Below are 22,321 nucleotides of genomic sequence, written 5' to 3'. Positions count from 1 at the left end.
CATGCCCACGCCAACCTACTACGCATTGCTGACCCATGCCGGCGCCCTGCACGAGGTGCAGGCCAAACAAGCCGGCGCGCCGGTCCGCTACACGCACATGGCCGTAGGCGATGGTATCGCTACAGCTCCAGACCCGGCCCTCACTGCACTGGCCTCCGAGCGCTGGCGCACCACAATCAATCGGCTATATATCAACCCGCGTCGGCCTGATCAGCTCATCGCGGAAATGATCATTCCCGAAAACGTAGGCGGCTGGTGGATCCGCGAGCTGGCGCTGTTGGATGAAACCGGCACGATGTGCGCCATCGCCAAGGTGGCAGATAGCTACAAGCCCTTGTCGGGCGAGGGCGCTGTCCGCAAGCAGGCCATTCGCATGATCATCAAGGTGGCCCACGCGGAAAACGTCGCACTGATCATCGATCCCGAGGTGATCACCGCCACGCTTGACGACATCGACGATCGGATCTACCTGCTCGACAGCAAAGTCAGCGTGCGAGCAGCCACCACAGCAAATATCGCGCTGTCCGGCCTGCCAACAATCGACGGCGTGGCGCTCACCGCCGGCGACCGAGTGCTGGTACGTCAGCAGACCGCTGCCGCGGAGAACGGCATCTATGTCGCCGTCGCGGGCAACTGGTCCCGCGCAGTGGATGCGGACCGAAATGAACGCGTCACGCCTGGCTTGCACGTGCCCGTCGAGCAAGGTGCACTCTTTGGCGATTCGGTGTGGATGCTGATCACCGATGCGCCTGTGGAGCTGGGCGCCACGGCGCTATCCTTCGCGATGGTGTATGGCCGCACTGGCGTTGCGGCAGGGACATACGGCAGCGCCAGCCAAGTGCCGACATTTACCGTAGATGCCCAAGGCCGACTCACGCTTGCCGCAGTGGTCACCGTCGCGCCGGCCTGGGGGAACATCACCGGCAAGCCAACCACCTTGGGCGGCTACGGGATTACCGATGCCCTGGCCAGTAGCGAGGCAGTCATTGCCCCGGCTGCCGGCAAGCTGCTGCGGATGAATGCCAGCGGCGAACTGCCGGCCAACATCACCGGGAACGCCACCACCGCCTCCAAGCTCACCGGCCTACGCACCATTGCGGCCACGGGTGATGCCATCTGGTCGGTCAGCTTCGACGGATCGGGCAATGTGTCGGGCATCCTGACCTTGGCGAACAGCGGCGTGGTACCAGGCACCTACCCGGTGCTCACGGTCGACGCCAAGGGCCGTGCCACCGCCGGACGTGCGCTGCAGGCCGGCGACATTCCGGGTATCCCGGCCGAGCGTCTGACCAGTGGCACCGTGCCGGACGAGCGCTTGCAGGGCATCTATGACGGCTTCTCCCTGCGGGTGGGGAATGGCAATGCCCTCATCGCCGGGAGTACTGTCAATTGCCGAGCCGTACCGCACTTGGCGCAGTACCGCGGCGATGCCGCCTCCTATGTCGGCGCCATCGTGTTCGTAGCGCCGGTCACTGCGGTCAAGAACGTCATGCATGCGTTGCGTGTGATGGGGCACAACTACGGTAGCGGTGCCCTCTCAGGCAACAGCATCGATTTCATGGTGACCGGATACTCGTACACCAGTTGGCTGAGCGGATCCCTGGTGCAGTACGGCAAGCGCCGCCCACGTGTGCGATGGGGCCGCAAGATCAGCACCGGGCAAAACGTGCTGATCATCGGCGACGTGACGGATGAATGGTCCTATCCGCACCTCTCCATCGTCGAAGCGTTGTTGGGGTACACAGGCGCTACCGACGACTACTGCCGCAACTGGTCGAGCGAGTTGGCCACTACGCTGGGTGACTACGATCTGGTGACAGCGGATTTACCGGACAGCAGCCGATCCGCGACCGCGGACAAGTGGACTACCGCCCGTACGCTCACCCTGTCCGGGGCCGTCACGGGCAGCGCGATCATCGATGGCTCGGGCAATGTGGGCCTGAACGTCGAGGTGAATCACGGTCACCCGATTAGCGACATTGAAGGGCTGCAAGCCGATCTGAACGACCGACTATCGCGCTCGACCGGCGGGACGGTGCTGGCTGCTACAACGTTCCTTCGTGGAATCAACAGCGGCTACGGGGCCCCCGGCGGCAGTGGATCAGGCAACAGCTGGGGCGGTCAGCTCTTCGCCATTGGGCCGTCCTTTTCGGGATCTAGCTGGGGAGTAACTTACACCCCGGCGGGCCTGTATGGGGTAGCTTGGCTTCGTGCCGGCCATCCCAATGCCGATGCCCGTGTCGGCGAAGGGCTTTACTTGTTTTCGAATGGGACGTTGATGGCCGGTATCGGTGGTAGCGGCATCGCCGGCAATGCCAGCAGCGCGACCAAGCTGCAAACCGCACGGACCATCAACGGTACCGCGTTCGACGGCCTGGCCAATATCGTGACAGCAAGCTGGGGCGCCGCGCGCACCATCACCATCAACGGCGTGAGCAAGTCGGTTGATGGCAGTGCCAATGTGGCATGGACCGGCGTCGAGGTTGGCGGCGTACCGCCGGGGGCCATCGTCCCTTTTCCCATGACCTCGGCGCCAGCTGGCTGGTTGAAATGCAATGGTGCAGCAGTCAGTCGCACAGCGTATGCCGCCCTCTTCGCCGTGATTGGCACCCTATATGGCAGTGGCGACGGGTCGACCACCTTCAACTTGCCGGATCTACGCGGCGAATTCATCCGGGGTCTGGATGACGGGCGCGGCATCGACCTTGGCCGCACGCTGCAAACCTGGCAGAACCATGCATTCGCCAGCCACACCCACGCTGGCAGCACCAGTAGCGGTGGAGATCACAACCACACCGGCTCTACCAGTGGCGCGGGCGGCCATACGCACGGGATGTACCAGTCAAGCTGGGAGTCATGGCAGGGGAACGGATCAGGCGGCTCTGCCCCAGGCAATCTCGGCGATCAGTCTCAGCAGACGACATGGGTAGGCGATCACGCGCACGGCTTTTCGACGAACTACGCCGGTGCACACTCCCACTCCTTTACCACCGGGGCAACTGGCAGCACGGAGACGAGGCCACGCAACGTGGCGCTGTTGTACTGCATCAAATACTGACGGGGTAACGTGGAATGGAAAAGACTGTGTATCAAGCAGACCAGAACGGCTGGTATTGCGGACCCACCGTTGCGGACGAAAGCCCCCTGGAACCGGGCGTTTACTTGGTCCCGGCAGGCGCCTTTGAGGAGGCGCCACCGCAGGGGATGCCCGGCCAGCGGGCACGGCGCATCGATGGGCAATGGGTGTTGCTTGCCGATCCATTTTTGCAAGCGGACGAAGGGACCGACCCCAGCAACAGCGAGGGCATGCGGGCCACCGTCCTGGCGGCGATCGAGGTATGGGAACGCCAGGAGCGCGCCAGCGGCGTCGAGTTCGGCGGCCGCCACTGGCTCACCACGCCATCAGCACTGCAAGATATCCGCGACGTGCTGCAGGCCACGCTCATTCCTGGCGACGTGTGGGTAGACGCGAGTCGCGAGGTGGTGCCGATGGACCGTCTCACGCTGCAGGCGCTGTGGGACGCCATCGTAGTCCGCGGCGGCGAAATCTGGCAGCGCCGCCTGCAGATGGAAGCCGAAGTCACCGCGCTGTCCGACGCGGCACTGGCCACCTATTCGGTCGGTTGGGCGTCTGCACCATCTGTGCAGGAAGAAGGCACACCAGCCGCCTAGCGCGGCGGCGTTGCGTGCCCGGCATGCTGGGGGCTGCTCAACCCCTACATAGGATCAGCCCCATGCCGGCAGACTTTCACCACGGCGTGCGCGTCATCGAAATCAACGAAGGCGTGCGCGCCATCCGCACCATCAGTACCGCCATCATCGGCTTGGTCGCCACGGCAAGCGACGCCGACCCCGCCGTGTTTCCGCTCAATATCCCCACCCTCATCACCAACGTGCGCCAGTCGATTGGCGCTGCTGGCAAGCAAGGCACGCTGGCCAAGGCACTGGAGGCCATCGCCGATCAGGCATCGCCGCTGATCGTGGTCATTCGTGTCGAGGAAGGGCTCACACCGGCCGAAACCACCAGCAATGTCATCGGCACCACCACGGCCGCCGGCAAGATGACCGGCATCAAAGCGCTGCTCGCCGCGCAAACCACGCTGGGCGTCACCCCGCGTATTCTCGGCGCCCCTGGCCTGGATACGGTGGACGTCGCTACCGAGCTCGTCAGCGTGGCCAAGCAGATGCGCGCCATGGTCTACGCCAGCTGCTGGGATTGCGCCACCAAGGAAGCAGCGGTCACCTATCGCGACAACTTCGGCGATCGCGAACTCATGCTGCTGTGGCCGGACTTCACCACCTGGGATACCGCAACCAACACCAAGGCCACCACCTGGGCAACCGCCCGTGCCCTGGGCCTGCGTGCCCGTATCGACGAAGAGGAAGGCTGGCACCGTTCGCTGTCGAACATCGCGGTCACCGGCGTATCGGGGCTGACCCGTGACGTGTTCTGGGATCTGCAAAACCCGGCCACCGATGCCGGTTACCTCAACAGCAACGAGGTCACCGCGCTGATCAACAAGTCCGGCTATCGCTTCTGGGGTAACCGCACCTGCTCGGATGAACCGCTGTTTGCATTCGAGGTCGCCACCCGTACCGCCCAGGTGCTGGCCGACAGCGTTGCCGACGCCATGCTGTGGGCCGTCGACAAGCCGCTTACGCCATCACTGGTCAAGGATATCGTGGAAACCGTCAACGCCAAGTTCCGCGAGCTCAAGGCCAATGGCTACATCATCGATGGCGGCGCCTGGTACGACGAAGAGGTGAACACCGCCGCCACCCTCAAGGAAGGCAAGCTCTACATCGACTACGACTACACGCCGGTGCCGCCGCTGGAAAACCTGATGTTCCGGCAGCGCATCACCGACCGCTACTTCGCCGATTTCGCCGAGCGCGTCAACAGTTAACCCCCGGTGCGGGCCGGCGCGCCGGCCTGCCATGAAAAGGAAACGCCATGGCACTGCCACGCAAACTCAAGAACCTGATGATGTTCGTCGACGGTGTCGGCTACGCCGGCCAGGTCACCAGCGTCACCCTGCCCAAGCTCACCCGCAAGACCGAAGCCTATTCGGCTGGCGGCATGGCCGGCGCGGTGGGCATCGATCATGGCCTCGACGACGATGCCCTGATCGTCGAGTGGGAACGCGCCGGCTGGTCGCGCGAGGAAATCCGCTCGCTCGGTACCCCCAGGATCGATGGCGTGCTGATCCGCTTTACCGGCTCGCTACAGCGCGACGACACCGGCGAAGTCGATGCCGTCGAAATCGTCATGCGCGGCCGGCACGAAGAAATCGACCGCGGCGAAGCCAAGCGCGGTGAGGATACCGTCACCAAGATCAAGACCCGGTGCGCCTACTACAAGGAGATTTTCAACGGCACCGCCGATGTCGAAATCGACCCGGTGAACATGCTGGAAATCATCGGCGGCGTCGATCGTCAAGCCGAGCACCGCCGCGCGCTGGGCCTCTGAGCCCGGCCCGTCTGATCCCAAGGAACCCCCAATGAGCCAACAAACCGCAACCATCACCCTCGATACCGCCCTCGTCCGCGGTGAACAGACCATCGCCACGCTCACCCTGCGCAAGCCGAATGCCGGCGAACTGCGTGGCATCTCGCTGGTCGAGCTCACCCGCCTGGAAGCCGGCGCGCTGATCACCCTGCTGCCCCGGATCACCGAGCCCACCCTATTGCCCGAGGAAGCACGCCGGCTCGATCCGGCTGATCTGCTGCAGTGTGGTACCGAGGTGACCAATTTTTTGCTGCCGAAAGCAGTGAAAGCGGAATTCCAGATCGCGTAGAGGACGCCATGGCGGACATCGCTACCGTGTTCCACTGGCCCCCCCAGGCCATGGATGCGATGCCAGTGTCCGAGCTGATGGCCTGGCGCGAGCGTGCCCGCGTCCGCTGCGGCAGTGACGGGGCGTGATTCGCGCCACGCACTGCCGTTTTTGTTTCCCCCTATGATGAGGGCATCCCTTGTCCCGACTGCGCCATGGATCTCATTCTCTCGTTGATCGCCATCGCCCTGTGCGTGCTGGTCGTGCTCTGGCTGATCTCGTTGCTCGTGCCGCTGCTGTACTACATGGGCCGCATGCTCGCGGCGCTGTTCCGCCTGGGGGTGCGCGATGAATCGCGATCTGCGCCTTCAGGTGGTGCTGAGCGCGATTGACCGGGTAACCGCACCGCTCAAGCGTATTCGCGCCGGCGGCGGCGATGCCGCCAAGGGGCTCAAGGCTGCCCGCGATCAGCTGGCCGCGCTGGAGAAGTCGCAGCGGCTGGCCGAGCAATTCACCAGCATCGGCATCGCCGCCGGTGCCATGGGGCGCAAACTCAAGGAAGCCGAGGCCGAGCTGGCCGCCCTGCGGCGCCAGGCCGCGCCAGGCGAGCGCCAGCTGGCCGCGCTCAATGCCCGTATCGAGCAGGGCCGGGCTGCGCTCGACGCACATCGAGCCGCCCAGCGTGCCGCCGACGCAGCCACGCGCAAAACGCGTGGCGAGGTGGCAAAGCTCACTGCCGAGCATGAGAAAAATCAGGTCGCAATCCGCGCCATGAGAACCGGCATGGGCGACGCCAGCGGCGTCACCGACAACCAGAAGCGCGCCCACAACGAACTCGTTGCCGCCCAGCAGCGCACCCTGGCCAGCCTGCGGGCGGCCGAAGCGCAGCTGGTCAAGGACAAGGGCGCCAGGCTGGAAGCGATCAAGGCAGTCGAGCAGCAGCGCCAGGTGCTCGGCCAATTGAGTGCCGAGCTGGGCGGGGCCAAGAAGGCGCACAGCGACATCGCGGACAAGATGAAGGCAGTTGGGCGCGAAGTGGAAAAACTGAGCGCAAACTATGGCAAACAGCGCCAGGACCTGGCCCGTCTCAAGGACGTACTCGGGCAAAACGGCATCACGACCCATGCGCTGGGCGCCCATCAGCTCAAGCTCAGGCGCGATGTCGCTGCTGCCACGGCCGAAATCGAGCGTCAGAGCAAGACTGTCGCCGAAGCCTCCCAGCGCATGGAGCGCCTGGAAAAGCTCAAGGCTGGCCACGCCAAGGCCATGCTGCACACCGGCATGGTCGGCGGCGCCGGCTACGCCATGCTCGCTGCCGGCCAGGCCGGGCAGCGTGCCATGATGAAACCGATTGGCGCCTACGCCGAGGCCGAGGATGCACGCACCCAGCTGCGTGTCTCAATGATGGGGGCCAACGGCAAGGCAGCGGCCGAGTTCGCCAAGATTGATGCGCTGGCCACCAAACTTGGTGACCGTCTGCCTGGCACCACGGCCGATTTCCAGAACATGATGACCATGCTGGTGCGCCAGGGCGTCCCGGCGCGGAACATCCTGGCCGGCGTCGGCGAAGCCACCGCGCTGCTGGGCGTGCAACTCAAGATGGCGCCGGACCAGGCTGCGGAGTTCACCGCCAAATTGCAGGACGCCACCCGCACCGCCAACGGCGACATGCTGGCGCTCACCGACACCATTCAACGTGCGTTCTACCTGGGTGTCGATCCGAGCAACATGCTCGAAGCCTACAAGGGTCTCGGCCCGGTGATGGACATGATCAAGCAGAAGGGCCTGGCCGGTGCCAACGCCATGGCCCCGTTCGTGGTGATGATGGATCAGGCCGGCATGCGCGGCGAATCCGCCGGCAACGCCATCCGCAAGGTCGTGGCCGGCTCGCTCAACGTCGGCAAGATCGCCAAGGCCCAGGCCGACCTGCGCGCAGCCACCGGCGTGCGCCTGAATCTTGACTTCACCAATGGCAAGGGCGAGTTCGGCGGCTTCGACAAGATGATGAAGGAGCTCACCAAGCTGCGCGGCCTCAATACCGTTACGCGGCTACAGGTGCTGAAAGACATCTACGGCGACGACAAGGAAACCAACGAAGTCCTCTCCAAGATCATCGAGAAGGGCCAAGCCGGCTACGACGACGTGTTGCAGCGCATGCGCGATCAAGCCAGCTTGCAACAGCGCGTGAACGAACAGCTCGGCACGCTCAAGAACCTGTGGGAAGCCGCCAGCGGCACCGCCACCAACATGCTGGCCGCCTTCGGCGAAGCCATCGCCCCGGAGCTGAAGGCGCTCACGGAGTGGATCGGCAGGACGGCCAGCGCTGTACGCACCTGGGCAGTAGAGAATCCGCGCCTCGCCGGTACGCTGATGAAGGTGCTGGGCATCGCCGCACTGCTGATCACCGCCCTCGGTGGCGTCGCAGTGGCTGCCGCATCCGTACTCGGCCCCATGCTGCTATCGCGCTTCATCCTGGCGCGCGCCGGGCTGGCGCTGTTCGGCCTGGGTAGCGGCGCCCGGGCGGCCACCGCCGGGCTATCGCTGGCGCAGCGGGCACTGGTAGCGCTGCCGGGCATGCTGGGCAATGCCTGGCGGCTGATCCGCATTTTTGGGCAGGGCATGCTCTGGCTCGGCCGTGCGCTGATGTTGAACCCGGTCGGGCTGGCCATCACCATGATCGCCGGTGCCGTATATCTGCTGTGGCGCTACTGGGCTCAGGTGGACGCCGCGTTCCGGCAACACCCCATCCTGAATTACGTATTCCCCGTGATCGGCGCGGCCCGTGCGCTGATCAACAACTGGGGCCAGGTGTCCGGCTTCTTTCGTGCGGTATGGGCCGAGCTGCAGGGCGCCGCCGGCGGCGGCCTCTCAGGCATCGGCGTGCTGATCCTCAACTGGTCACCGCTGGGGCTGTTCCACCGGGCCTTCGCCGCCGTGCTGTCGTGGTTCGGAATCGACATTCCCGCCAAATTCACGGATTTTGGCCGCATGCTGATCGATGGCCTGATTGGGGGCATCAACCAGAAATGGGAAGCCCTGAAGGCGCGGCTCACTGCACTGGGCAATAGCATCAGTGGCTCAGTAAAGGATGTGCTTCGCATCCGCTCACCATCGCGGGTATTCGCCACCATCGGCGGCCACACCATGGCCGGCTTGCAGCAGGGCCTGGAGCGCAACCAGCAAGGCCCGCTGGCCGCGGTCCTGGATACGGCCAGGCGGCTCACCGTCGCCGGCAGTGGCATCACCCTGGGCGCCTTGTCTGGGCCAGCGGCAGCCGACGGCAGCCCGCTGCGTATCGACACCCGCCCACCGCTGGCCACGCAGGCCGGGGGCATTCAGATCGCGGGCGATCAGATCACCATCGAAATCAAGGTCGGGCCAGGACAGCAGGTGGGCGAACTGCGGCAGATGCTGGCGCAGCTGCTGGATGAACGCGAGCACGCCAAGGCGGCACGGCTGCGCTCGGCCTTGTCGGATCGGGATTGAGGGTGGCCAGCATGATGATGGCACTGGGAATGTTCGTGTTTGGGCTGCGCAGCGTGCCCTATCAGGAACTGCAGCGACAACTCGCCTGGCGGCACGCCAGCACCGCCCGCGTGGGGTTGCGGCCGGCCCGGCAATACCTGGGCAAGGATGACGAAACGATCACGCTCTCCGGCGTGCTGCTACCGCAGCTCACCGGCGGCCCGGCGTCGCTGGCCGAGCTCGAAACCATGGGCGACGAGGGCGCGGCCTGGCCGCTGCTGGATGGCGAAGGCCACATCTACGGCCTCTACGTGATCGAATCGCTCCAGACCACGGCCAGCCTGTTCTTCAGCGACGGCACCGCCCGCCGCATCGAATTCAGCCTGGTGCTCAAGCGCATCGACGACGACGCCATCGACCAGCTGGGCACGCCGCCGCACGCCGAAAGGGCCGCATGACGGACAGCCGCAACCACCGCGTTGCCCGCCCGCTGTTCAGCCTCGCGCTGGATGGGCAGGACCTCACCCGCCGGCTGGAAGATCGCCTCGAATCGCTCACCCTCACCGACAACCGCGGCTTTGAGGCCGATCAGCTCGACGTCACGCTGCTCGATCATGACGGCCAGCTGGCCATCCCACGCCGCGGCGTAAAACTGTCACTCGCGCTGGGCTGGTCGGATACCGGCCTCCTCGACAAGGGCACCTACATCGTCGATGAGGTCGAGCACAGTGGCAGCCCGGACCGGCTCACCCTGCGCGCCCGCAGTGCGGATCTGCGCGCCGGCCTCACCACCCAGCGCGAGCAGAGCTATCACCGCCAGACTGTGGGCGCCATCGTGCGCAGCATCGCTGCCCGCAACCAGCTGCAGCCCGTGCTCGGCGCAGGGCTGGCCGACGAGCTGATCGAGCACCTCGACCAGACCAACGAATCGGACGCCAACCTGCTCACCCGGCTGGCCCAGCAATGCGATGCCATCGCCACCGTCAAGGCGGATCGCCTGCTGTTCTGCCGGGCTGGCCAGGCACAAACCGCCAGCGGCCAGCCCATTCCTGGCGTCACCCTCACCCGCGCCAGCGGCGACAGCCACCGCTTCACCTTCGCCGATCGGGATGCCTTCTCAGCCGTGCGCGCCTACTACCACGACGCCAAGGCCGCGAAGAGGCAGAGCGTGTCGGTGAATGGCAAGGGGGTCGCCTCAGGGCGAGGCACAGCGCCCAGCGCCGACAATGTGCGCGTGCTGCGCCACACCTACGCCACCAAGGCCACCGCCACACGGGCGGCCAAAGCGGAATGGGCGCGGCTGCAGCGCGGTGTCGCCCAGTTCTCGCTCACCCTGGCCCACGGCCGGCCCGACCTCTACCCAGAAACGCCAGTCACGGTATCCGGCTTCAAACCGGAAATCGACGGCGCGGGCTGGCTGGTGGTGCGGATCGTGCACACCTTGGGCGATGGCGGCCTGACCAGCGCCGTCGAGCTGGAGCTGGCACCGGGCAAGTGATCCGGCCCACGCACAGTGCCTTACCGTTTACCGTTAAACGGTATATCATGAGGCATGATTCGATCCTTCGCCGACCAAGCGACTGCGGATTTGTTTGCCGGGAAGCGCGTTGCCCGGTTTGCCAATATCGCCAGCGTGGCCACCCGCAAACTGCAGCAGCTCGATAGCGCAGCCACCCTCAATGCCCTGCGAGCCCCGCCGGGCAATCGGCTGGAGCAGCTGCACGGCGATCGGGCCGGCCAGCACAGCATCCGCATCAACGATCAGTGGCGCGTGTGCTTTGTCTGGACCGCTGAAGGGGTCGAGCACGTCGAAATCGTGGACTACCACTAGGAGAGCCCATCATGGCTATTGCTGCCCCCAAGAATGGCATGCGGCCCGTCCACCCGGGCGAGGTGCTGCGCGAGGATTACCTCAAGCCGTTGCATATCTCCGCCAACGCCCTGGCCAAGGCGCTGCATGTGCCCGCCTCGCGCATCAACGACATCGTGCTGGGGCGGCGTGGCATCACCGTCGACACCGCCCTGCGCCTGGTGCGCTACTTCGGCGGCGACGTGCAAAGCTGGATCAACCTGCAAACGGCCTATGACATCAAGGTGGCCGAGCAGACCATCGCGGCGGACATCGAACGCGAAGTGCAGCCGATGGCGGCGTGATCGGATCGCTGTCGCAATGAAAAGGCCCGCGATTGCGGGCCTTTGGCTTTCTGGTATCCGCTTGGCGCTGCGCTAAGCCGTGCCGCCTCGTGACTTCCATTTTTGCCACAAGGCCTTCAGGTCAATGCTCATGCCTGCGAACGTGGGCTTGAGTTGCAATATCTCCGCTGGCTTCTCGACACCTGCTGGCGTGGGTGTGGCAGCTTCAGGAGGCGGTACCTTCGCAGCTTCCAGAAATTCGCGCCCTTTGGGGGTGAGCCCGCCGGACACAACGATGGTCTTTGCGTGGTCATAGGTTGCCCGTGCTCGTGAGCGCTGCACCGCTACCTGGTACAGAAGGCCGGCGGTTTTGGCCTCCGTCAGCGCTTCTGCCATCGCCTGGAAGTCGTTGTAGGCGTCACTTTCAACGGGGGGCGCGGAAAACGATGTGGTGCCTGCCACGATAGACTCAAGGCCGTGAATGAGCGGGTTCATGTGAGTTGCAGTCCTTGACGTGAAAGAAAAAAACGATCGTTGCGTACGTGCTGGCCTGCATCTAAGCATCTACGCCTTCACCAGCACCCACCAAGCCCAGTCATCGCCGCCACGCCGATGCCCCTTCAGGCCAGGATGTTGCGCGGCTTCAGTCAAGCATTTGGGGTTATATGGATAATGCTCTTTCCGCTTTGCGTATTTCCCTCAACTCTCTGATGTGATCGGAAATGAGCATATTTCTATGATCGTTCATTTTTATGCGATCTTCATTTGTGTATGAAGAATCGGGGCTTGAGAGTTGAGCGCCTATTTCATCGATCTCTTCAAAAATTCGATCATTTAGTTTTTTTCGTTCGTTTAGTGATTTTATCTCTTTTGAGTGTAGATGTAGCGCGCGATTGCTGATCGCTGTGCCAATGAGTGCACCGGAGAATGCGCCGACTATGGTGTTGATCAAGGTCATTGCTAGCTTTAAATCTTCAAAGTGCTTTTCTTTCGGTTTGGCGGCATCAAGGGCTGAGACCAGATCATCGATTAAAACTTGGAATCCAAATGTTAAGATAATGGCTAAAAATGCAGGAACTAGTAATAGCCACGGCTTTGCGTGCATTCGCCCGCTAACCAAGTTAAAAATGAATGCACCCGTTGCAATGGAGAAAAGGCTTGCGAATAGTATTGATGTTTCCATTTTCCCCTCAGTTTTTTGAAGGCGTGTCAGCGTACACCTGATTACAACCACCACGCCCCAATCAACACCCCACCAAACCCCGCCATCGCCGCCACCACCATCCAGCGCCCACGTACCGTTTCCAAATGGGCGGCATGGGCCAGCTGCAGATCCGTTTCTCGCTGCCGTGCCGTGGCAAGCGCTGCTTTCAGCTGGTCGCGCTCTTCGCCTAGCCGGGTGGCCGTGGCTTCGTGCTCGCGGTCCCGCTTGTCCTGAATACTCCGCGCCGCCGCGCGCAGCGCCTTGTTGTCGCGCTGCAGCTGGGTCACCCGCTCCTGATGGCTGGCACAGGCGTTGCACACGTCTGGCGTCACCGGGGCTTGAGCCAGGGCGTCCAGATGGGTCAGCACGCCCTGCAGCTGGGCGAAGTCCAGATCCTTGAAATAGCCCGTGCCGTAGTGGCGCAGCGCATAGCCCGCCGCGCTCTGTTTCAGGCCCGCGTCCTCACTGGTGCGGGTCAGGATCAGGCGCAGCAGGCTTTGCCGGCGGCGCTCGCCCGTCAGCGCCTCGATCTCGGCCAGCAGCGCCGCCTCGCCAGCAGCAAACAGCGCTTGCGTCATGTCGGCCAGCTTGCGCCCGGTGGCGCGGTGCATCACCTGCCACGCCGCTTGCGCATCCTCTTCACTGCTGGTACCGCGCAGTGCCTGGATTTCCGCCACGAGTGCATGCAGCCGGGCTCGCTGCGCGCCAATCAGGGCATCCCCCTGGTCCTGGTTGGCTGCCGCGCTCATCTGCAGGCCACCATGAATGGTCACCGACCCATGCGCCACCACGCCCACATCGCCGGCAATATGATGCTGCGGTTGGGTCATGCGGCACCGCCCACGAAGCGGAACACATCGTCGTAGCCACGGCCGGCGCCTTCATTCGCGAACCCGCGCTCCTTCAGCTGATTCACCAGGCGGGTGTACTCGCCCATGCCCCAGGCGCGCACGCGGCGATAGATCTGGCCGCGCTCATCGGCGATGCCCACATCCATGCGCTTGGCACCGCCGCCCCAATCGTCGGCCGCAGCGGTAATGGCGTCGGAGACCGCGCTGTCAAAGGGCGGGCGTAGCGGGGTGAGGTAAGCGTTTTCCATAAACTCAAAGTCACTCGAAAAGAGGGATGGGGATCGATGCTAAAAGCCGGATGACCCACCACCATTGCGTCCGCCCCTGCCTCGACCGCCGCCGCCCCGCTTGAAGCCCGTGTTGGTCGGTTGGCTCGTAGAAGCGAGGGAAGGCATGGTGCTGCCACTACTCGTGCCGCCACGCCTACCGGTGCCTGTGGAGACGGGAATCTGAGTCACGCCAGGCAGCGCGTTGAAGTGCGGGATCGGCTTGTCCTGCGCCGGTTGCCCAATCGCGGGTAGATGCTGCACCAAGCCACCGGGGGTGTGCATCGGCGATAGCGCTTTGCTTTGGCCCACCTGGTAGCGGTCGGATTTCCTCACCGGTCCACTGGGCATCGGCGCCAAATCATTGACTTGGGCCATCTCTCGAATCGTGACCCGGCCAGGGGGTGCCCCGCGCTTCTGCTTATCGCTCACGTAGTCCGACTGCGCGTTGGTCAGGGGCAAGCTGAAGGTGTTATGCCCCAACAGGGCGCCGGCCATGAACGCATCGTTGCGGTTGATATTCCAGTTCACCACATTTGCCACCCGCGCTTGGCCGCGCTCTGCGGTCATGTCCGTTCCTGCGCGGCTCTTGCGTGTGAGCGATGTGGTTTCGTCTGCAAGCGCTTTGTACTCGCCGGACGAACGCGATCCCAGCAGCACTTCGCCCGGGCGATTCGGGGTATGCACCAGCCCATGGCCCTGCATGGCGGCGCCGATGCGCCCCATTTTCTCCCGTTCGGCGGCTTTGCCCGTTAACACCGTCCCTCGGGCATCCTTCACTGTCGAGGCCAGGGTGGCCTCCGCATAGGCATGCAGGCTGTCGTTCGTCGGCCGCAAGCCCTCCAGGGGGTCGCCGCTCGATTTTTTCCGCAGCTCGCGGATCTCGCGCTGGGCCTCAAACCCGCGCACCTGGCCGGGCGTGAGCAAGCCCGAATCCTTGCCAATGACTTCACCCCTCTTTTCAGTCCCGCGCAGCAATACCTGGTACTTGTTTTGCAAGCTCTCTGCCGAGGCGAAATCCGGCCCAGGCCGCGTCCGAGCCGGGGCAACGGCAGTACGGGACAGCACAGTAGGAAAAGCGGGGCCGCCCGAGCTTGCGGCCCGGTGGAGCAGATCATTGGTCGGCTTCAACCCATCGAGGGGATCCACCCCCGTTTTCTGAAGCCCCTTTTGCCGCACTGTGCGAATCTCCTGCTGCGCGGCAAGCCCGCGCACCTCACCTGTAGTGAGGCTGGCAAACGGCGAGGCGGGTTTGGACGCTGCAGCTTTTGGAACAGCCAGCTTGGGCGCCGTGGTGGGCACCGAGGCAGTGGCCTTGGGGCCCGATGGCTTCTTCTGGTATTTGCTTCTGGAATTGGAAGACGACATTGCATGCCCTTGAATCAAAGTGCACCCAAAAAGACGATCATGCTTTTATCCGCCCAATGCAGACTGACCAATCACGCTGGCACTGGATTACGTCTGTTGCTCCGATGGATCTTGGTTCGTGATTGGACGAAAAAACAGTAAGCCATAACTGGCTTTTTAGCCCTAGCGCCGGCAAACCTTCTTGGATTGTGATATGGAGCCGTCATTGCAGACGAACTTGTCGCCTTGGCAGTGCGACACGCCGCCTTTCTTGCCGGAGCAGGGGTAGTTTCGGGCCTGCGCTGCTGGCAGGGTCAGGCAGAGGGCGGCGGCGAACAGGGCGATGAATCTGGGCTGCATCGAGGTCTACCTTGATCGTTTGTCCGCGCAGACATTGCGCACGGCTTCAGCAGGCGTCGCCTTCCGGACCCAGCTCAATTACCTCGGGAACCATGTTCAATGGAACCCCCTTCGTGCTGAGTCCGGCGCCTTCCAGAAGCAATCGCAGTTGCCGCAACGTCAACGGCATGGCCGTAGCCACAACATCTGCCCGGGCTTGAGGGTCGTCCATCTTTGCCTGCAGCTCGTCTTTGCTCTGCACCTTCGGAAAAACGATGGACGCTTCAGTGGTCAGCGTGGCGGCAAAGGCCGGGGCATCAAGATCTATCTCTTCATGGGGCTGCGTTTCATTGCGCACATAGATGCTGGCGCGAACAACAACGTAAGGGCGCTTGCTCTCCCGAATGTGCAATGTGCATTCTGGAACGAAATCGATCTTGAATCCGTTGCTGTCGGGCAAGGTATTCCGCAGGCCGCATTCCGTCACCCGGAACGAGACTAGTGCGAAGGTTGGAGCCACTGCGTTTCTCCAATATCAATTCCGCTCGGTTCAAGAAAGGCACTGGGGCGGACACTGGCAGAAAGCTGCTCCACCATCTCGACGGGGGATCGTGTCGTCGTCTGCATCACATGCACATGGTGATGCTTGTGTTCCACCGTATCCGGCTTGCGCACATGGCACTCCAGCGCCTCCTTCACCACATCATTCAGCGAGGTGCGCCTACTCACGGCCAGCACAGCCAGCTTCTGGTGTAGCTCTGGCGATACGCGCACGTTGAACTGTCCCTTGCACGGCTTGTTCGGCTCTGCGCCGCGCTCCTCGCAGTGTGCAAGGTAGGCATCTACCTGGCTGCGGAAGGCTGCTTCAAGCTCATCGACGGAGGTGCCGTCGTACATGATCACATCGTTGATGAACAGCAGCTTCCCAAAAAAGCAGCGGTCTTCGGCGCTGAACTCAACCGAGCCGTGATACCCCCGGTACTCCAGCACGTTATCCATCATCTTCATCCTTTCAATCATCGCTCACACACCCATCTCATCGAGCAAAGCAACTACTTCCTTGAGCTGGTAGCGCTTCATGATGCCGCCTGGGTGCGGTCGGTAAGTGTTCAAGCGGCGGCCAGACACATGCTCGAAGAAGCAGTGAGAGCCGCCGCCTGATTGGACCAAGGTCCAGTCCAACGATTCCAACAAGGCGCGCAGCTCGTCCCAGTGGTAGTCCGCTGGGATGGTTTTCAGGCGTTGCAGGCGCTTGTCGTTCTTGGTCATCGGATATTAGCAGGGCTTTTATTTTGAGTAACTGTTTTTTAGTTACACCTTGGCTGCGTATGTTTTTCGGCAAGCAGAACCGGGTTCATTTTTTCTTCCCACCCATGTTGAAGCCACCCTTCACCGTCACATTCCCCGCTACCTGTTGGCCGATGTCGCCGGCCACGTGCGTGGTGGGGCTTGGGCTGTTCACCGTGTTGTGGCTGCCGCTCACGTTGGTGGCGTGGGCGCCGGACGCGGTTTGCGTCACGGAGCCGGCGGCGGGCACGGCTTGGCCGGACAGCAGCACGCGCAGCGCGGCTTGGCGCAGCTCGGGCGAGGCGGTGCCATAGGCACCGAGCAGCAGCTGGTGCTCGGGGTTGTTGGCATATGGGTCGCGGCGTCCGGTCAGAAGGAAGACAAGGTCCACTCCGTGGGCAGCGATCGCATCTAAGTATTTGGTATCGGGGTGCCGTTCGTCGGCTTCGTAGTTGAGCTGGGTCGTTTTCGAGACGCCCCCGATGGCCCCGAATTCCTTTTGATTCAGCCCCACTCGCTCTCGCTCGGCACGTAGCCGATGACCAAAGGTCATGAAAATTTTACCCTCACCTATTGCTGGTCAAGTTTTTTTGACCTAGCATGTAGTTGTGCTCAATAACTACGTCTGATCATAGCAACCATGTCAGCAAATGGACAGCTACCTCGCGTCAAACGCCGTGCCCCGCGTGGCGTGGAAACCGACAAGCCGGTGTGGGTGCGCATGCTCCCCGGCGAGCGGGCCGCGTTCGACGCCCTGAACGCCCAGGCCGGCTACTCGAACGCGGAATTCGGCCGGCAAATGCTGGTGAAAGGCTTGCGCGCCGAAGCCGAGGCGCGCGGCCTGTCGGGCTTACTGGAATGCTTGGCATGAAAGCTATTCGTAAAGCCCGCCCATTCCCAGTGACGCAGCCCACCCGCCGCCTGACGCGCCGCGGGCGTGTGTTTGGGTTCACAGCGAAGCGCAGCCGGAAATGCAGAGGAAGAAAGTGGCTGGCATCAGCTTTGGCCGCGCGGGCTGTTACAAATCCACGTGACGCAGTGGTTTGGAAGCGCCTGGCAATCCAGCTGGGGTACCTACGGTGAGCCCGCTAATTGCTCATGAAGGCGTTCATCAAGTCGTTGGCGGGCAGCTCATTGGGGTGGGCCAGCAGCAAATCCACGTGGGTGGCGCCAGCTTGGTCCACGCCGTGGAACAGGCGCCCAGCCACCACGAAGGTTTGATTTTCGATCTTGATCCAGTCTCCGGTCTGCGGGATCGCCGCGTGCCCGAGATCAAGGTCGGCCGGCGGCGCGCGGTCTTGGAAGTGCAGGAGCTGCGCGCTGGGTGTGAAGGAAATTTTCAACGAGAGGTCGGGGGCGTTCATGTTTGGTCCTGATCCACTTTTCGGGCTAGATGAGGCACGGGAACGGTCCATGCGCTTTGCCTTTGAGGGCGCGGTGCAAGGGTCGATCGGTGTGCGCGATTGCAACAGGATAGCCGCTGGTTTGCTCGCCGGCCTGAACGATGAGCAGCGCGTTGCCGCCTTGGCCTGGCTGTTGCGGCGCATCAGCGAATTCAGCCGCGAAGCGCTGGCCCGCCAGTGCTGCAACTACCGCCCGCGCGGCGGCCATTGGGGATGAACATGACTGCGACCAACGCCAAAGACACCGGCAACACCCAGTTCCTGTGCCCCAAGTGCGGCGGCCCCACCGTGACCCGCAGCAGCTACTACGTGTCGCCCACGGCCAAGAAGGCCACCAATCAATGCAAGAGCTGCGGCAGCCGGCTCAACATCGATTGCCAGGTCACGGACTTTCTCGAGGCCAGCTTCACGCCCAACCGCGCGGTGTTCATGCACGCCGAGCGCCAGGGTGCAGCGAACGACGATGGCCAGCAGGGCTTGAGTTTCAGCCCTAGCAGCTAACGCAGCGCAGCGCTCCCCTTCCCTATCCACTCATCGCTCATCGTGCCCATTGCGGGCCGCGAGGGGCGAGTTACGCCCAAGGAAATCGCACCATGTCGCATCCGCACGCCGCCGCGCGCTTCGAGCGCTTTCTCTGGACTTTGCTTGGCATGGAGCGGACCGCAGCCGATCAAGGACTGATCGGCCTGTTCGCCACCATTGCCCCACCCAGCCTGCCCGTGCCGGCCGTCCTTGCCGACATGGCGCTGGATGCCGAGTGGCGCCATGCCTGCGACTCCCTGACCCGGGCTGGGATCAGCCTGTATGGCTACACCATCCGCGAAACCTATGCCCGCTGCGGCACGCCGCACCGCAACCTCATACTCTGGGTTACGCAGGATGAGGTTGCACTGGTACAGCAGCACTTGGGCAATGCATTTGGCGATGCGCAGATCGAGCGCATCCGCAGCTTCACGTTTACGCCAGCCTCCGAAGTGTCGCGCAATGTGGCCAGGTACTTCGAGGCGTGCCTGCATCTGGGCAACGGCGAGGTAATGCCCCGGGCCCGCTTGGTACAACTGTAATCGGCCCGCCGCCATGCACGCGCCCACCACGCCCCAAGCCGCCGCAGCGCGTGACGCACTGCTCGCCGCGGTGCACGCCATGCCCGCCCGTCACGTGGTGCCGGATATGCTGCCGCTACCCGAGAACATCATCGCCCGCAGCTTGGAGCTGGACTGCCGCCGCGAGCAGGCATGGCAGTTGTCCGCTGCTTACGAGACACCGCGCCGTTCCGTCGAACGCCCACTCCCCAAGCGCCAGCGCGATGCCCTCCACGATCTGGCCAGCGAGCTCTACAGCTTCGCCGAGGCAATCCAGCCCCGGCTGCAGGCATTGGCCCTGGCCAACGTGGCCGGCCTGGAGCTGCACCAGCTGCGTGGCGTGCTGGTCTCGATCGGCCTGCTGCTCGCCGCCCTCGATCGCCGCCTGGATCAAGACGAATGCGCCCGCTCCCGCGGGATGGTGCATTCCCCATTCACCCGCGCCGAGCCGGACCAGGAAGAGAGGGCTGCATGATGGTCCAGATTTCAGGCAAGAGCGGCAACGATACGTTGCCAACGGTTCAGCTGATACAAGCCTTCGTCACACCCCAACTCGATGGCCGCATCGTTATAGGCGACAGGACGCAATCCTTCGATCCATGGGCAGCACGCGGCGTGCAAGTCAGCAATATCCGACTCCAAAGTAGCTGGAGCGTCCCCGCTCACCAAGCGCTTATGCAGTTGCCCCCAGCGGCTGTGCCACTCACCAAACGCGTAGATTTTCTCGGTCGGGGAAATCTGGTTCTCCAGCACCGTCGTCACCGCCACCATCAACCCGACGGCGATTCCCAAGCCAGGAAGCTGTGCTGCCAAGGTAGCGATGGCGCCAGCTCCTGCGAGCAGATTGATGCCAGCCAACCACTTCTTCAGGTGCCGGTACAAACGCTGGTGTCGTTCGTTCAGGCAAAGCCCGTACTGAATATCGAATTTCACTTCAAAAGACGTGCGGCTGGCTGGGCTCATTTCTATGTTCCTTTGGGTCTAGGAGCCGGCGGCGCCGGCTTTGGTGGTCGCTGGTTCCGGAAGTTTTCTTGCTCTTTCATGGTGGCTCCTTTGCAAAGTGGTTTCGTGAGCCCGGGGGGGCAGCGAAATGATCATAGCATTGCGAGCCACCACCTATTTGTTGGGAAGGCTGCATGATGGGCCGCCCCGCTTCGGTAGCGTGTGTTGTGAACACACAGCCCCTGCCCCACACCATCACCAAGTTGCGCGACCGCGTGCGCCGGCAGGAGCGCACCGCCGCACGCGCGCTGTTGCACGGGCTGCCGGAAGAGCTGGCCTATGCCGCGATGGGCGTGTGGATCAAACGCCGCGGTGAGGTGGAGGTGCTGCCGGGCAGGGATCACTTCAACGGTGCGGAGTCCAATCGTCGCTTGGTCGCTGCCAATTGCTGGGCGCGGGAGTTCGCCACCAGGCTGCGTGACACGGGTTTGCCACTGGACAAGGATGACGACGAACTGTCCAGCATGGCGCGGGTCGCGGCGGATGAGTGCGCCCGCATTCTGGTCCAGGCGGAAACGGGCGAGGTGTTCAGGGTGCGCGACGGCGAGCGCTTCGTCCGCCGCCCACGTTATGTGATCGAGGCGTGGCTCAAGGCCGAAGCCGCCGGCATCGTAGAGCCATTACACGAGCTGACCGAAAAGCAGCGCGCCTACGTGGTGCGCCGCCTGGGGGACGAAAAGTTCTGGCGCGGCCGGCTCAAGCGGCGTGTGACCGGTGTCCTGGAGCACGCCTATGTGTGCCTCGGTGAGGTGAAGCGCACGCGTTCGGCCTATCTGTCCCAGCCGACCTATCGGCGCTTGTGCGCCCGGGCCCGTCGCAATCGCCTGATGTTGGCCGCCGCCGAAGCGACCAACGAAACCGGGTATACCGCGACACTGGAAGAGCTGAGCAAGCGTAACGTGTCCAACCCGGCCATCCGCCGCACCGAGTTGATGGTGCGCGCCCGCGGCATGGAAGAGGTGGCCAAAGCAGCCGGCCTCTCGGCCTGGTTTATCACGCTGACTGCGCCCAGCAAGTACCACCCGAGCAGCGACAAGTACGGCAAGGCTGGCCACCCGCGCTTTACCGCACGCGACGTTCAGGACTACCTGTGCGCGCTGTGGGCCAGGGCACGCGCCCAGTTTAAGAAACACGCCATTTCGCCGTTTGGCATCCGGGTTGCAGAGCCGCACCACGACGGCTGCCCGCACTGGCACCTGCTGTTGTGGGTGGCCAAGGATCGCGCGACCAAGATGCTGGCCATCCTGCGCGCCAAGGCGCTGGAAGAGGATGGCACCGAGGCCGGCGCGGCCGACCATCGCATGACGGTGGAGGCGATCGACCCGCGCAAGGGCAGCGCCGTCGGGTACATCTCGAAGTATCTGGCCAAGAACATCGATGGTCACCGCATGGATACCGACGATGAGTCAGGCCTATCCGCCGAGGATGGCGCCGACCGCGTGGCCAAGTGGGCGAGCAATCACCGTATCCGCCAGTTCCAGACCCTAGGCACACCGCCAGTGACGATCTGGCGCGAGCTGCGCAAGGCCGATCTGTTCGCCAGCGAAAACGAAATGATGCTACGCGAGCTGCACCGCGCCGCCGACATGGGCGACTGGGCCATGTTCATGCGGGCGTGGTGCGCCATCGGTAGCGGTTACCGGGTGACGTTCGAGCACGAGCAAGAGGCTTGCCCGAATACCGGCGAGCAGCGCCTGCCCTCCAATCGTTTCGGGGAGCCAGTGCTGCGCCGAGCTGCGGTGGTAGTGCGCGAGCGGGTGATGTGCGGCCGCCGCGTGGTACTCGGTGAGGTCGTCGAGCGCGTCCAGACCAAGCTGCACAGCTGGTCCATCGAGTGGGGCCGCCGCGCGTTGGCAGACTGCGAACACCAGCAGGTCGACGCTTTTCAGCGCAGCGGCGTAGCCGCGAGCACTTGGACCTGTGTGAATAACTGTAACCAGCCCGAAGCCACCGCTCGCCAAGTGGCCCGGCTGGAACGTCAAAACGCCGATTCCGCCGTCACTTGGCGCCGGGATCTCGAGCTCGCAATCACCGGCGGCACCTGGGATAGGGCTGGCCGCTGGAAACCTGCACCGGCATCCGGGCCGGCCATCGCCACCTCGCCCGGATTCTCCCCGCCGCACGTCCCGCCGGACCGCCCGCGGCCATCCCTGCACTGAGGAAAT

General features: G+C 63.5%; 30 protein-coding genes. 18 read left to right on the top strand and 12 right to left on the bottom strand.

Annotation, left to right across the window (positions count from 1 at the left end):
• Window position 1: 1 nt before the first annotated feature.
• From N8I74_RS06795 to N8I74_RS06740, 12 genes are all read left to right on the top strand, one after another.
• Window positions 2–3,058, top strand: a complete 3,057-nt coding sequence (locus N8I74_RS06795; RefSeq protein ID WP_263126112.1) for a phage tail-collar fiber domain-containing protein — start codon at window positions 2–4, stop codon at window positions 3,056–3,058.
• Between the two features lie 14 nt (window positions 3,059–3,072).
• Complete coding sequence (locus tag N8I74_RS06790) at window positions 3,073–3,672, top strand: DUF4376 domain-containing protein (RefSeq protein ID WP_263126111.1); 600 nt, start codon at window positions 3,073–3,075, stop codon at window positions 3,670–3,672.
• Window positions 3,673–3,734: 62 nt separating this feature from the next.
• A complete protein-coding gene (locus N8I74_RS06785; protein WP_263126110.1) occupies window positions 3,735–4,907 on the top strand; it encodes a phage tail sheath protein in 1,173 nt (390 codons plus the stop codon).
• A 47-nt stretch (window positions 4,908–4,954) separates the two neighbouring features.
• Window positions 4,955–5,470, top strand: coding sequence for a phage major tail tube protein (locus tag N8I74_RS06780; protein ID WP_263126109.1), 516 nt, complete (start codon window positions 4,955–4,957; stop codon window positions 5,468–5,470).
• A gap of 31 nt (window positions 5,471–5,501) precedes the next feature.
• Complete coding sequence (locus tag N8I74_RS06775; protein ID WP_263126107.1) at window positions 5,502–5,798, top strand: phage tail assembly protein; 297 nt, start codon at window positions 5,502–5,504, stop codon at window positions 5,796–5,798.
• A gap of 8 nt (window positions 5,799–5,806) precedes the next feature.
• Window positions 5,807–5,926: a GpE family phage tail protein gene (locus N8I74_RS06770; protein WP_263126106.1), complete on the top strand. Its 120-nt coding sequence runs from the start codon at window positions 5,807–5,809 to the stop codon at window positions 5,924–5,926.
• Between the two features lie 66 nt (window positions 5,927–5,992).
• Complete coding sequence (locus tag N8I74_RS06765; RefSeq protein WP_263126105.1) at window positions 5,993–6,169, top strand: hypothetical protein; 177 nt, start codon at window positions 5,993–5,995, stop codon at window positions 6,167–6,169.
• Window positions 6,126–9,263 carry a phage tail tape measure protein gene (locus tag N8I74_RS06760; RefSeq protein ID WP_263126104.1) on the top strand — a complete coding sequence of 1,046 codons (3,138 nt, stop codon included), beginning with the start codon at window positions 6,126–6,128 and terminating at the stop codon, window positions 9,261–9,263. Before N8I74_RS06765 ends, N8I74_RS06760 begins: the two co-directional genes overlap by 44 nt.
• Before the next feature lie 11 nt (window positions 9,264–9,274).
• Complete coding sequence (locus N8I74_RS06755; protein WP_263126103.1) at window positions 9,275–9,700, top strand: phage tail protein; 426 nt, start codon at window positions 9,275–9,277, stop codon at window positions 9,698–9,700.
• Complete coding sequence (locus tag N8I74_RS06750; RefSeq protein ID WP_263126102.1) at window positions 9,697–10,740, top strand: phage late control D family protein; 1,044 nt, start codon at window positions 9,697–9,699, stop codon at window positions 10,738–10,740. Before N8I74_RS06755 ends, N8I74_RS06750 begins: the two co-directional genes overlap by 4 nt.
• A gap of 54 nt (window positions 10,741–10,794) precedes the next feature.
• Complete coding sequence (locus tag N8I74_RS06745; RefSeq protein WP_263126101.1) at window positions 10,795–11,073, top strand: type II toxin-antitoxin system RelE/ParE family toxin; 279 nt, start codon at window positions 10,795–10,797, stop codon at window positions 11,071–11,073.
• A gap of 11 nt (window positions 11,074–11,084) precedes the next feature.
• On the top strand, window positions 11,085–11,396 hold the full coding sequence (locus N8I74_RS06740; RefSeq protein ID WP_263126100.1) for a HigA family addiction module antitoxin: 312 nt from the start codon (window positions 11,085–11,087) through the stop codon (window positions 11,394–11,396).
• 72 nt (window positions 11,397–11,468) lie between these two features.
• Here N8I74_RS06740 and N8I74_RS06735 read toward each other — a convergent pair whose 3' ends face one another.
• From N8I74_RS06735 to N8I74_RS06690, 10 genes are all read right to left on the bottom strand, one after another.
• Window positions 11,469–11,870 (bottom strand): hypothetical protein, encoded by a 402-nt coding sequence (locus N8I74_RS06735; protein WP_263126098.1) that lies wholly within the window; start codon window positions 11,868–11,870, stop codon window positions 11,469–11,471.
• 166 nt (window positions 11,871–12,036) lie between these two features.
• Window positions 12,037–12,558 carry a hypothetical protein gene (locus tag N8I74_RS06730; RefSeq protein WP_263126097.1) on the bottom strand — a complete coding sequence of 174 codons (522 nt, stop codon included), beginning with the start codon at window positions 12,556–12,558 and terminating at the stop codon, window positions 12,037–12,039.
• A 41-nt stretch (window positions 12,559–12,599) separates the two neighbouring features.
• Window positions 12,600–13,409, bottom strand: a complete 810-nt coding sequence (locus N8I74_RS06725) for a hypothetical protein (RefSeq protein ID WP_263126095.1) — start codon at window positions 13,407–13,409, stop codon at window positions 12,600–12,602.
• On the bottom strand, window positions 13,406–13,678 hold the full coding sequence (locus tag N8I74_RS06720; RefSeq protein ID WP_263126094.1) for a hypothetical protein: 273 nt from the start codon (window positions 13,676–13,678) through the stop codon (window positions 13,406–13,408). Before N8I74_RS06720 ends, N8I74_RS06725 begins: the two co-directional genes overlap by 4 nt.
• A gap of 39 nt (window positions 13,679–13,717) precedes the next feature.
• A complete protein-coding gene (locus N8I74_RS06715) occupies window positions 13,718–15,064 on the bottom strand; it encodes a hypothetical protein (RefSeq protein ID WP_263126093.1) in 1,347 nt (448 codons plus the stop codon).
• Window positions 15,065–15,226: 162 nt separating this feature from the next.
• On the bottom strand, window positions 15,227–15,403 hold the full coding sequence (locus N8I74_RS06710) for a YdcA family protein (RefSeq protein ID WP_263126092.1): 177 nt from the start codon (window positions 15,401–15,403) through the stop codon (window positions 15,227–15,229).
• A gap of 46 nt (window positions 15,404–15,449) precedes the next feature.
• Complete coding sequence (locus N8I74_RS06705; protein WP_263126091.1) at window positions 15,450–15,902, bottom strand: hypothetical protein; 453 nt, start codon at window positions 15,900–15,902, stop codon at window positions 15,450–15,452.
• Window positions 15,881–16,381 carry a type II toxin-antitoxin system HicB family antitoxin gene (locus N8I74_RS06700; protein ID WP_263126090.1) on the bottom strand — a complete coding sequence of 167 codons (501 nt, stop codon included), beginning with the start codon at window positions 16,379–16,381 and terminating at the stop codon, window positions 15,881–15,883. Before N8I74_RS06700 ends, N8I74_RS06705 begins: the two co-directional genes overlap by 22 nt.
• Before the next feature lie 24 nt (window positions 16,382–16,405).
• Window positions 16,406–16,651 (bottom strand): type II toxin-antitoxin system HicA family toxin, encoded by a 246-nt coding sequence (locus N8I74_RS06695; protein WP_263126089.1) that lies wholly within the window; start codon window positions 16,649–16,651, stop codon window positions 16,406–16,408.
• 85 nt (window positions 16,652–16,736) lie between these two features.
• Window positions 16,737–17,222 carry a helix-turn-helix domain-containing protein gene (locus N8I74_RS06690; protein ID WP_263126088.1) on the bottom strand — a complete coding sequence of 162 codons (486 nt, stop codon included), beginning with the start codon at window positions 17,220–17,222 and terminating at the stop codon, window positions 16,737–16,739.
• Between the two features lie 138 nt (window positions 17,223–17,360).
• Between N8I74_RS06690 and N8I74_RS06685 the strand changes: the two genes are divergently transcribed.
• The gene (locus tag N8I74_RS06685; RefSeq protein WP_263126087.1) at window positions 17,361–17,540 is read left to right on the top strand and encodes a hypothetical protein; all 180 of its coding nucleotides are present in this window, start codon (window positions 17,361–17,363) and stop codon (window positions 17,538–17,540) included.
• 217 nt (window positions 17,541–17,757) lie between these two features.
• Here the strand turns inward: N8I74_RS06685 and N8I74_RS06680 are convergent, their stop codons facing one another.
• Window positions 17,758–18,033: a hypothetical protein gene (locus N8I74_RS06680; protein WP_263126086.1), complete on the bottom strand. Its 276-nt coding sequence runs from the start codon at window positions 18,031–18,033 to the stop codon at window positions 17,758–17,760.
• Between N8I74_RS06680 and N8I74_RS06675 the strand changes: the two genes are divergently transcribed.
• The 4 genes from N8I74_RS06675 (at window position 18,032) to N8I74_RS06660 (ending at window position 19,629) form a co-directional block, all read left to right on the top strand.
• Window positions 18,032–18,289 (top strand): hypothetical protein, encoded by a 258-nt coding sequence (locus tag N8I74_RS06675; RefSeq protein ID WP_263126085.1) that lies wholly within the window; start codon window positions 18,032–18,034, stop codon window positions 18,287–18,289. The genes N8I74_RS06680 and N8I74_RS06675 overlap by 2 nt on opposite strands.
• Window positions 18,290–18,291: 2 nt before the next feature.
• Entirely contained in the window at window positions 18,292–18,573 is a 282-nt protein-coding gene (locus tag N8I74_RS06670) for an ogr/Delta-like zinc finger family protein (RefSeq protein WP_263126084.1), read from the top strand.
• A 92-nt stretch (window positions 18,574–18,665) separates the two neighbouring features.
• The gene (locus N8I74_RS06665) at window positions 18,666–19,136 is read left to right on the top strand and encodes a hypothetical protein (protein ID WP_263126083.1); all 471 of its coding nucleotides are present in this window, start codon (window positions 18,666–18,668) and stop codon (window positions 19,134–19,136) included.
• Between the two features lie 13 nt (window positions 19,137–19,149).
• Entirely contained in the window at window positions 19,150–19,629 is a 480-nt protein-coding gene (locus tag N8I74_RS06660) for a hypothetical protein (protein WP_263126082.1), read from the top strand.
• An 11-nt stretch (window positions 19,630–19,640) separates the two neighbouring features.
• Here the strand turns inward: N8I74_RS06660 and N8I74_RS06655 are convergent, their stop codons facing one another.
• Entirely contained in the window at window positions 19,641–20,117 is a 477-nt protein-coding gene (locus tag N8I74_RS06655; protein WP_263126081.1) for a hypothetical protein, read from the bottom strand.
• A 173-nt stretch (window positions 20,118–20,290) separates the two neighbouring features.
• Between N8I74_RS06655 and N8I74_RS06650 the strand changes: the two genes are divergently transcribed.
• Window positions 20,291–22,315, top strand: coding sequence for a replication endonuclease (locus N8I74_RS06650; protein WP_263126080.1), 2,025 nt, complete (start codon window positions 20,291–20,293; stop codon window positions 22,313–22,315).
• Window positions 22,316–22,321: the final 6 nt, after the last annotated feature.

The organism is Chitiniphilus purpureus (assembly GCF_025642115.1).
Lineage (GTDB): Bacteria > Pseudomonadota > Gammaproteobacteria > Burkholderiales > Chitinibacteraceae > Chitiniphilus > Chitiniphilus purpureus.
Note: the sequence above shows the minus strand (reverse complement) of the source record. Positions and strands in the feature narration are given on the sequence as shown.

Coding starts and splice junctions, on each gene's coding strand:
- N8I74_RS06795 (WP_263126112.1), top strand. CDS start 2: ATGCCCACGCCAACCTACTACGCATTGCTGACCCATGCCGGCGCCCTG.
- N8I74_RS06790 (WP_263126111.1), top strand. CDS start 3,073: ATGGAAAAGACTGTGTATCAAGCAGACCAGAACGGCTGGTATTGCGGA.
- N8I74_RS06785 (WP_263126110.1), top strand. CDS start 3,735: ATGCCGGCAGACTTTCACCACGGCGTGCGCGTCATCGAAATCAACGAA.
- N8I74_RS06780 (WP_263126109.1), top strand. CDS start 4,955: ATGGCACTGCCACGCAAACTCAAGAACCTGATGATGTTCGTCGACGGT.
- N8I74_RS06775 (WP_263126107.1), top strand. CDS start 5,502: ATGAGCCAACAAACCGCAACCATCACCCTCGATACCGCCCTCGTCCGC.
- N8I74_RS06770 (WP_263126106.1), top strand. CDS start 5,807: ATGGCGGACATCGCTACCGTGTTCCACTGGCCCCCCCAGGCCATGGAT.
- N8I74_RS06765 (WP_263126105.1), top strand. CDS start 5,993: ATGGATCTCATTCTCTCGTTGATCGCCATCGCCCTGTGCGTGCTGGTC.
- N8I74_RS06760 (WP_263126104.1), top strand. CDS start 6,126: ATGAATCGCGATCTGCGCCTTCAGGTGGTGCTGAGCGCGATTGACCGG.
- N8I74_RS06755 (WP_263126103.1), top strand. CDS start 9,275: ATGATGATGGCACTGGGAATGTTCGTGTTTGGGCTGCGCAGCGTGCCC.
- N8I74_RS06750 (WP_263126102.1), top strand. CDS start 9,697: ATGACGGACAGCCGCAACCACCGCGTTGCCCGCCCGCTGTTCAGCCTC.
- N8I74_RS06745 (WP_263126101.1), top strand. CDS start 10,795: ATGATTCGATCCTTCGCCGACCAAGCGACTGCGGATTTGTTTGCCGGG.
- N8I74_RS06740 (WP_263126100.1), top strand. CDS start 11,085: ATGGCTATTGCTGCCCCCAAGAATGGCATGCGGCCCGTCCACCCGGGC.
- N8I74_RS06735 (WP_263126098.1), bottom strand. CDS start 11,870: ATGAACCCGCTCATTCACGGCCTTGAGTCTATCGTGGCAGGCACCACA.
- N8I74_RS06730 (WP_263126097.1), bottom strand. CDS start 12,558: ATGGAAACATCAATACTATTCGCAAGCCTTTTCTCCATTGCAACGGGT.
- N8I74_RS06725 (WP_263126095.1), bottom strand. CDS start 13,409: ATGACCCAACCGCAGCATCATATTGCCGGCGATGTGGGCGTGGTGGCG.
- N8I74_RS06720 (WP_263126094.1), bottom strand. CDS start 13,678: ATGGAAAACGCTTACCTCACCCCGCTACGCCCGCCCTTTGACAGCGCG.
- N8I74_RS06715 (WP_263126093.1), bottom strand. CDS start 15,064: ATGTCGTCTTCCAATTCCAGAAGCAAATACCAGAAGAAGCCATCGGGC.
- N8I74_RS06710 (WP_263126092.1), bottom strand. CDS start 15,403: ATGCAGCCCAGATTCATCGCCCTGTTCGCCGCCGCCCTCTGCCTGACC.
- N8I74_RS06700 (WP_263126090.1), bottom strand. CDS start 16,381: ATGGATAACGTGCTGGAGTACCGGGGGTATCACGGCTCGGTTGAGTTC.
- N8I74_RS06695 (WP_263126089.1), bottom strand. CDS start 16,651: ATGACCAAGAACGACAAGCGCCTGCAACGCCTGAAAACCATCCCAGCG.
- N8I74_RS06690 (WP_263126088.1), bottom strand. CDS start 17,222: ATGACCTTTGGTCATCGGCTACGTGCCGAGCGAGAGCGAGTGGGGCTG.
- N8I74_RS06675 (WP_263126085.1), top strand. CDS start 18,032: ATGTTTGGTCCTGATCCACTTTTCGGGCTAGATGAGGCACGGGAACGG.
- N8I74_RS06680 (WP_263126086.1), bottom strand. CDS start 18,033: ATGAACGCCCCCGACCTCTCGTTGAAAATTTCCTTCACACCCAGCGCG.
- N8I74_RS06670 (WP_263126084.1), top strand. CDS start 18,292: ATGACTGCGACCAACGCCAAAGACACCGGCAACACCCAGTTCCTGTGC.
- N8I74_RS06665 (WP_263126083.1), top strand. CDS start 18,666: ATGTCGCATCCGCACGCCGCCGCGCGCTTCGAGCGCTTTCTCTGGACT.
- N8I74_RS06660 (WP_263126082.1), top strand. CDS start 19,150: ATGCACGCGCCCACCACGCCCCAAGCCGCCGCAGCGCGTGACGCACTG.
- N8I74_RS06655 (WP_263126081.1), bottom strand. CDS start 20,117: ATGAGCCCAGCCAGCCGCACGTCTTTTGAAGTGAAATTCGATATTCAG.
- N8I74_RS06650 (WP_263126080.1), top strand. CDS start 20,291: ATGATGGGCCGCCCCGCTTCGGTAGCGTGTGTTGTGAACACACAGCCC.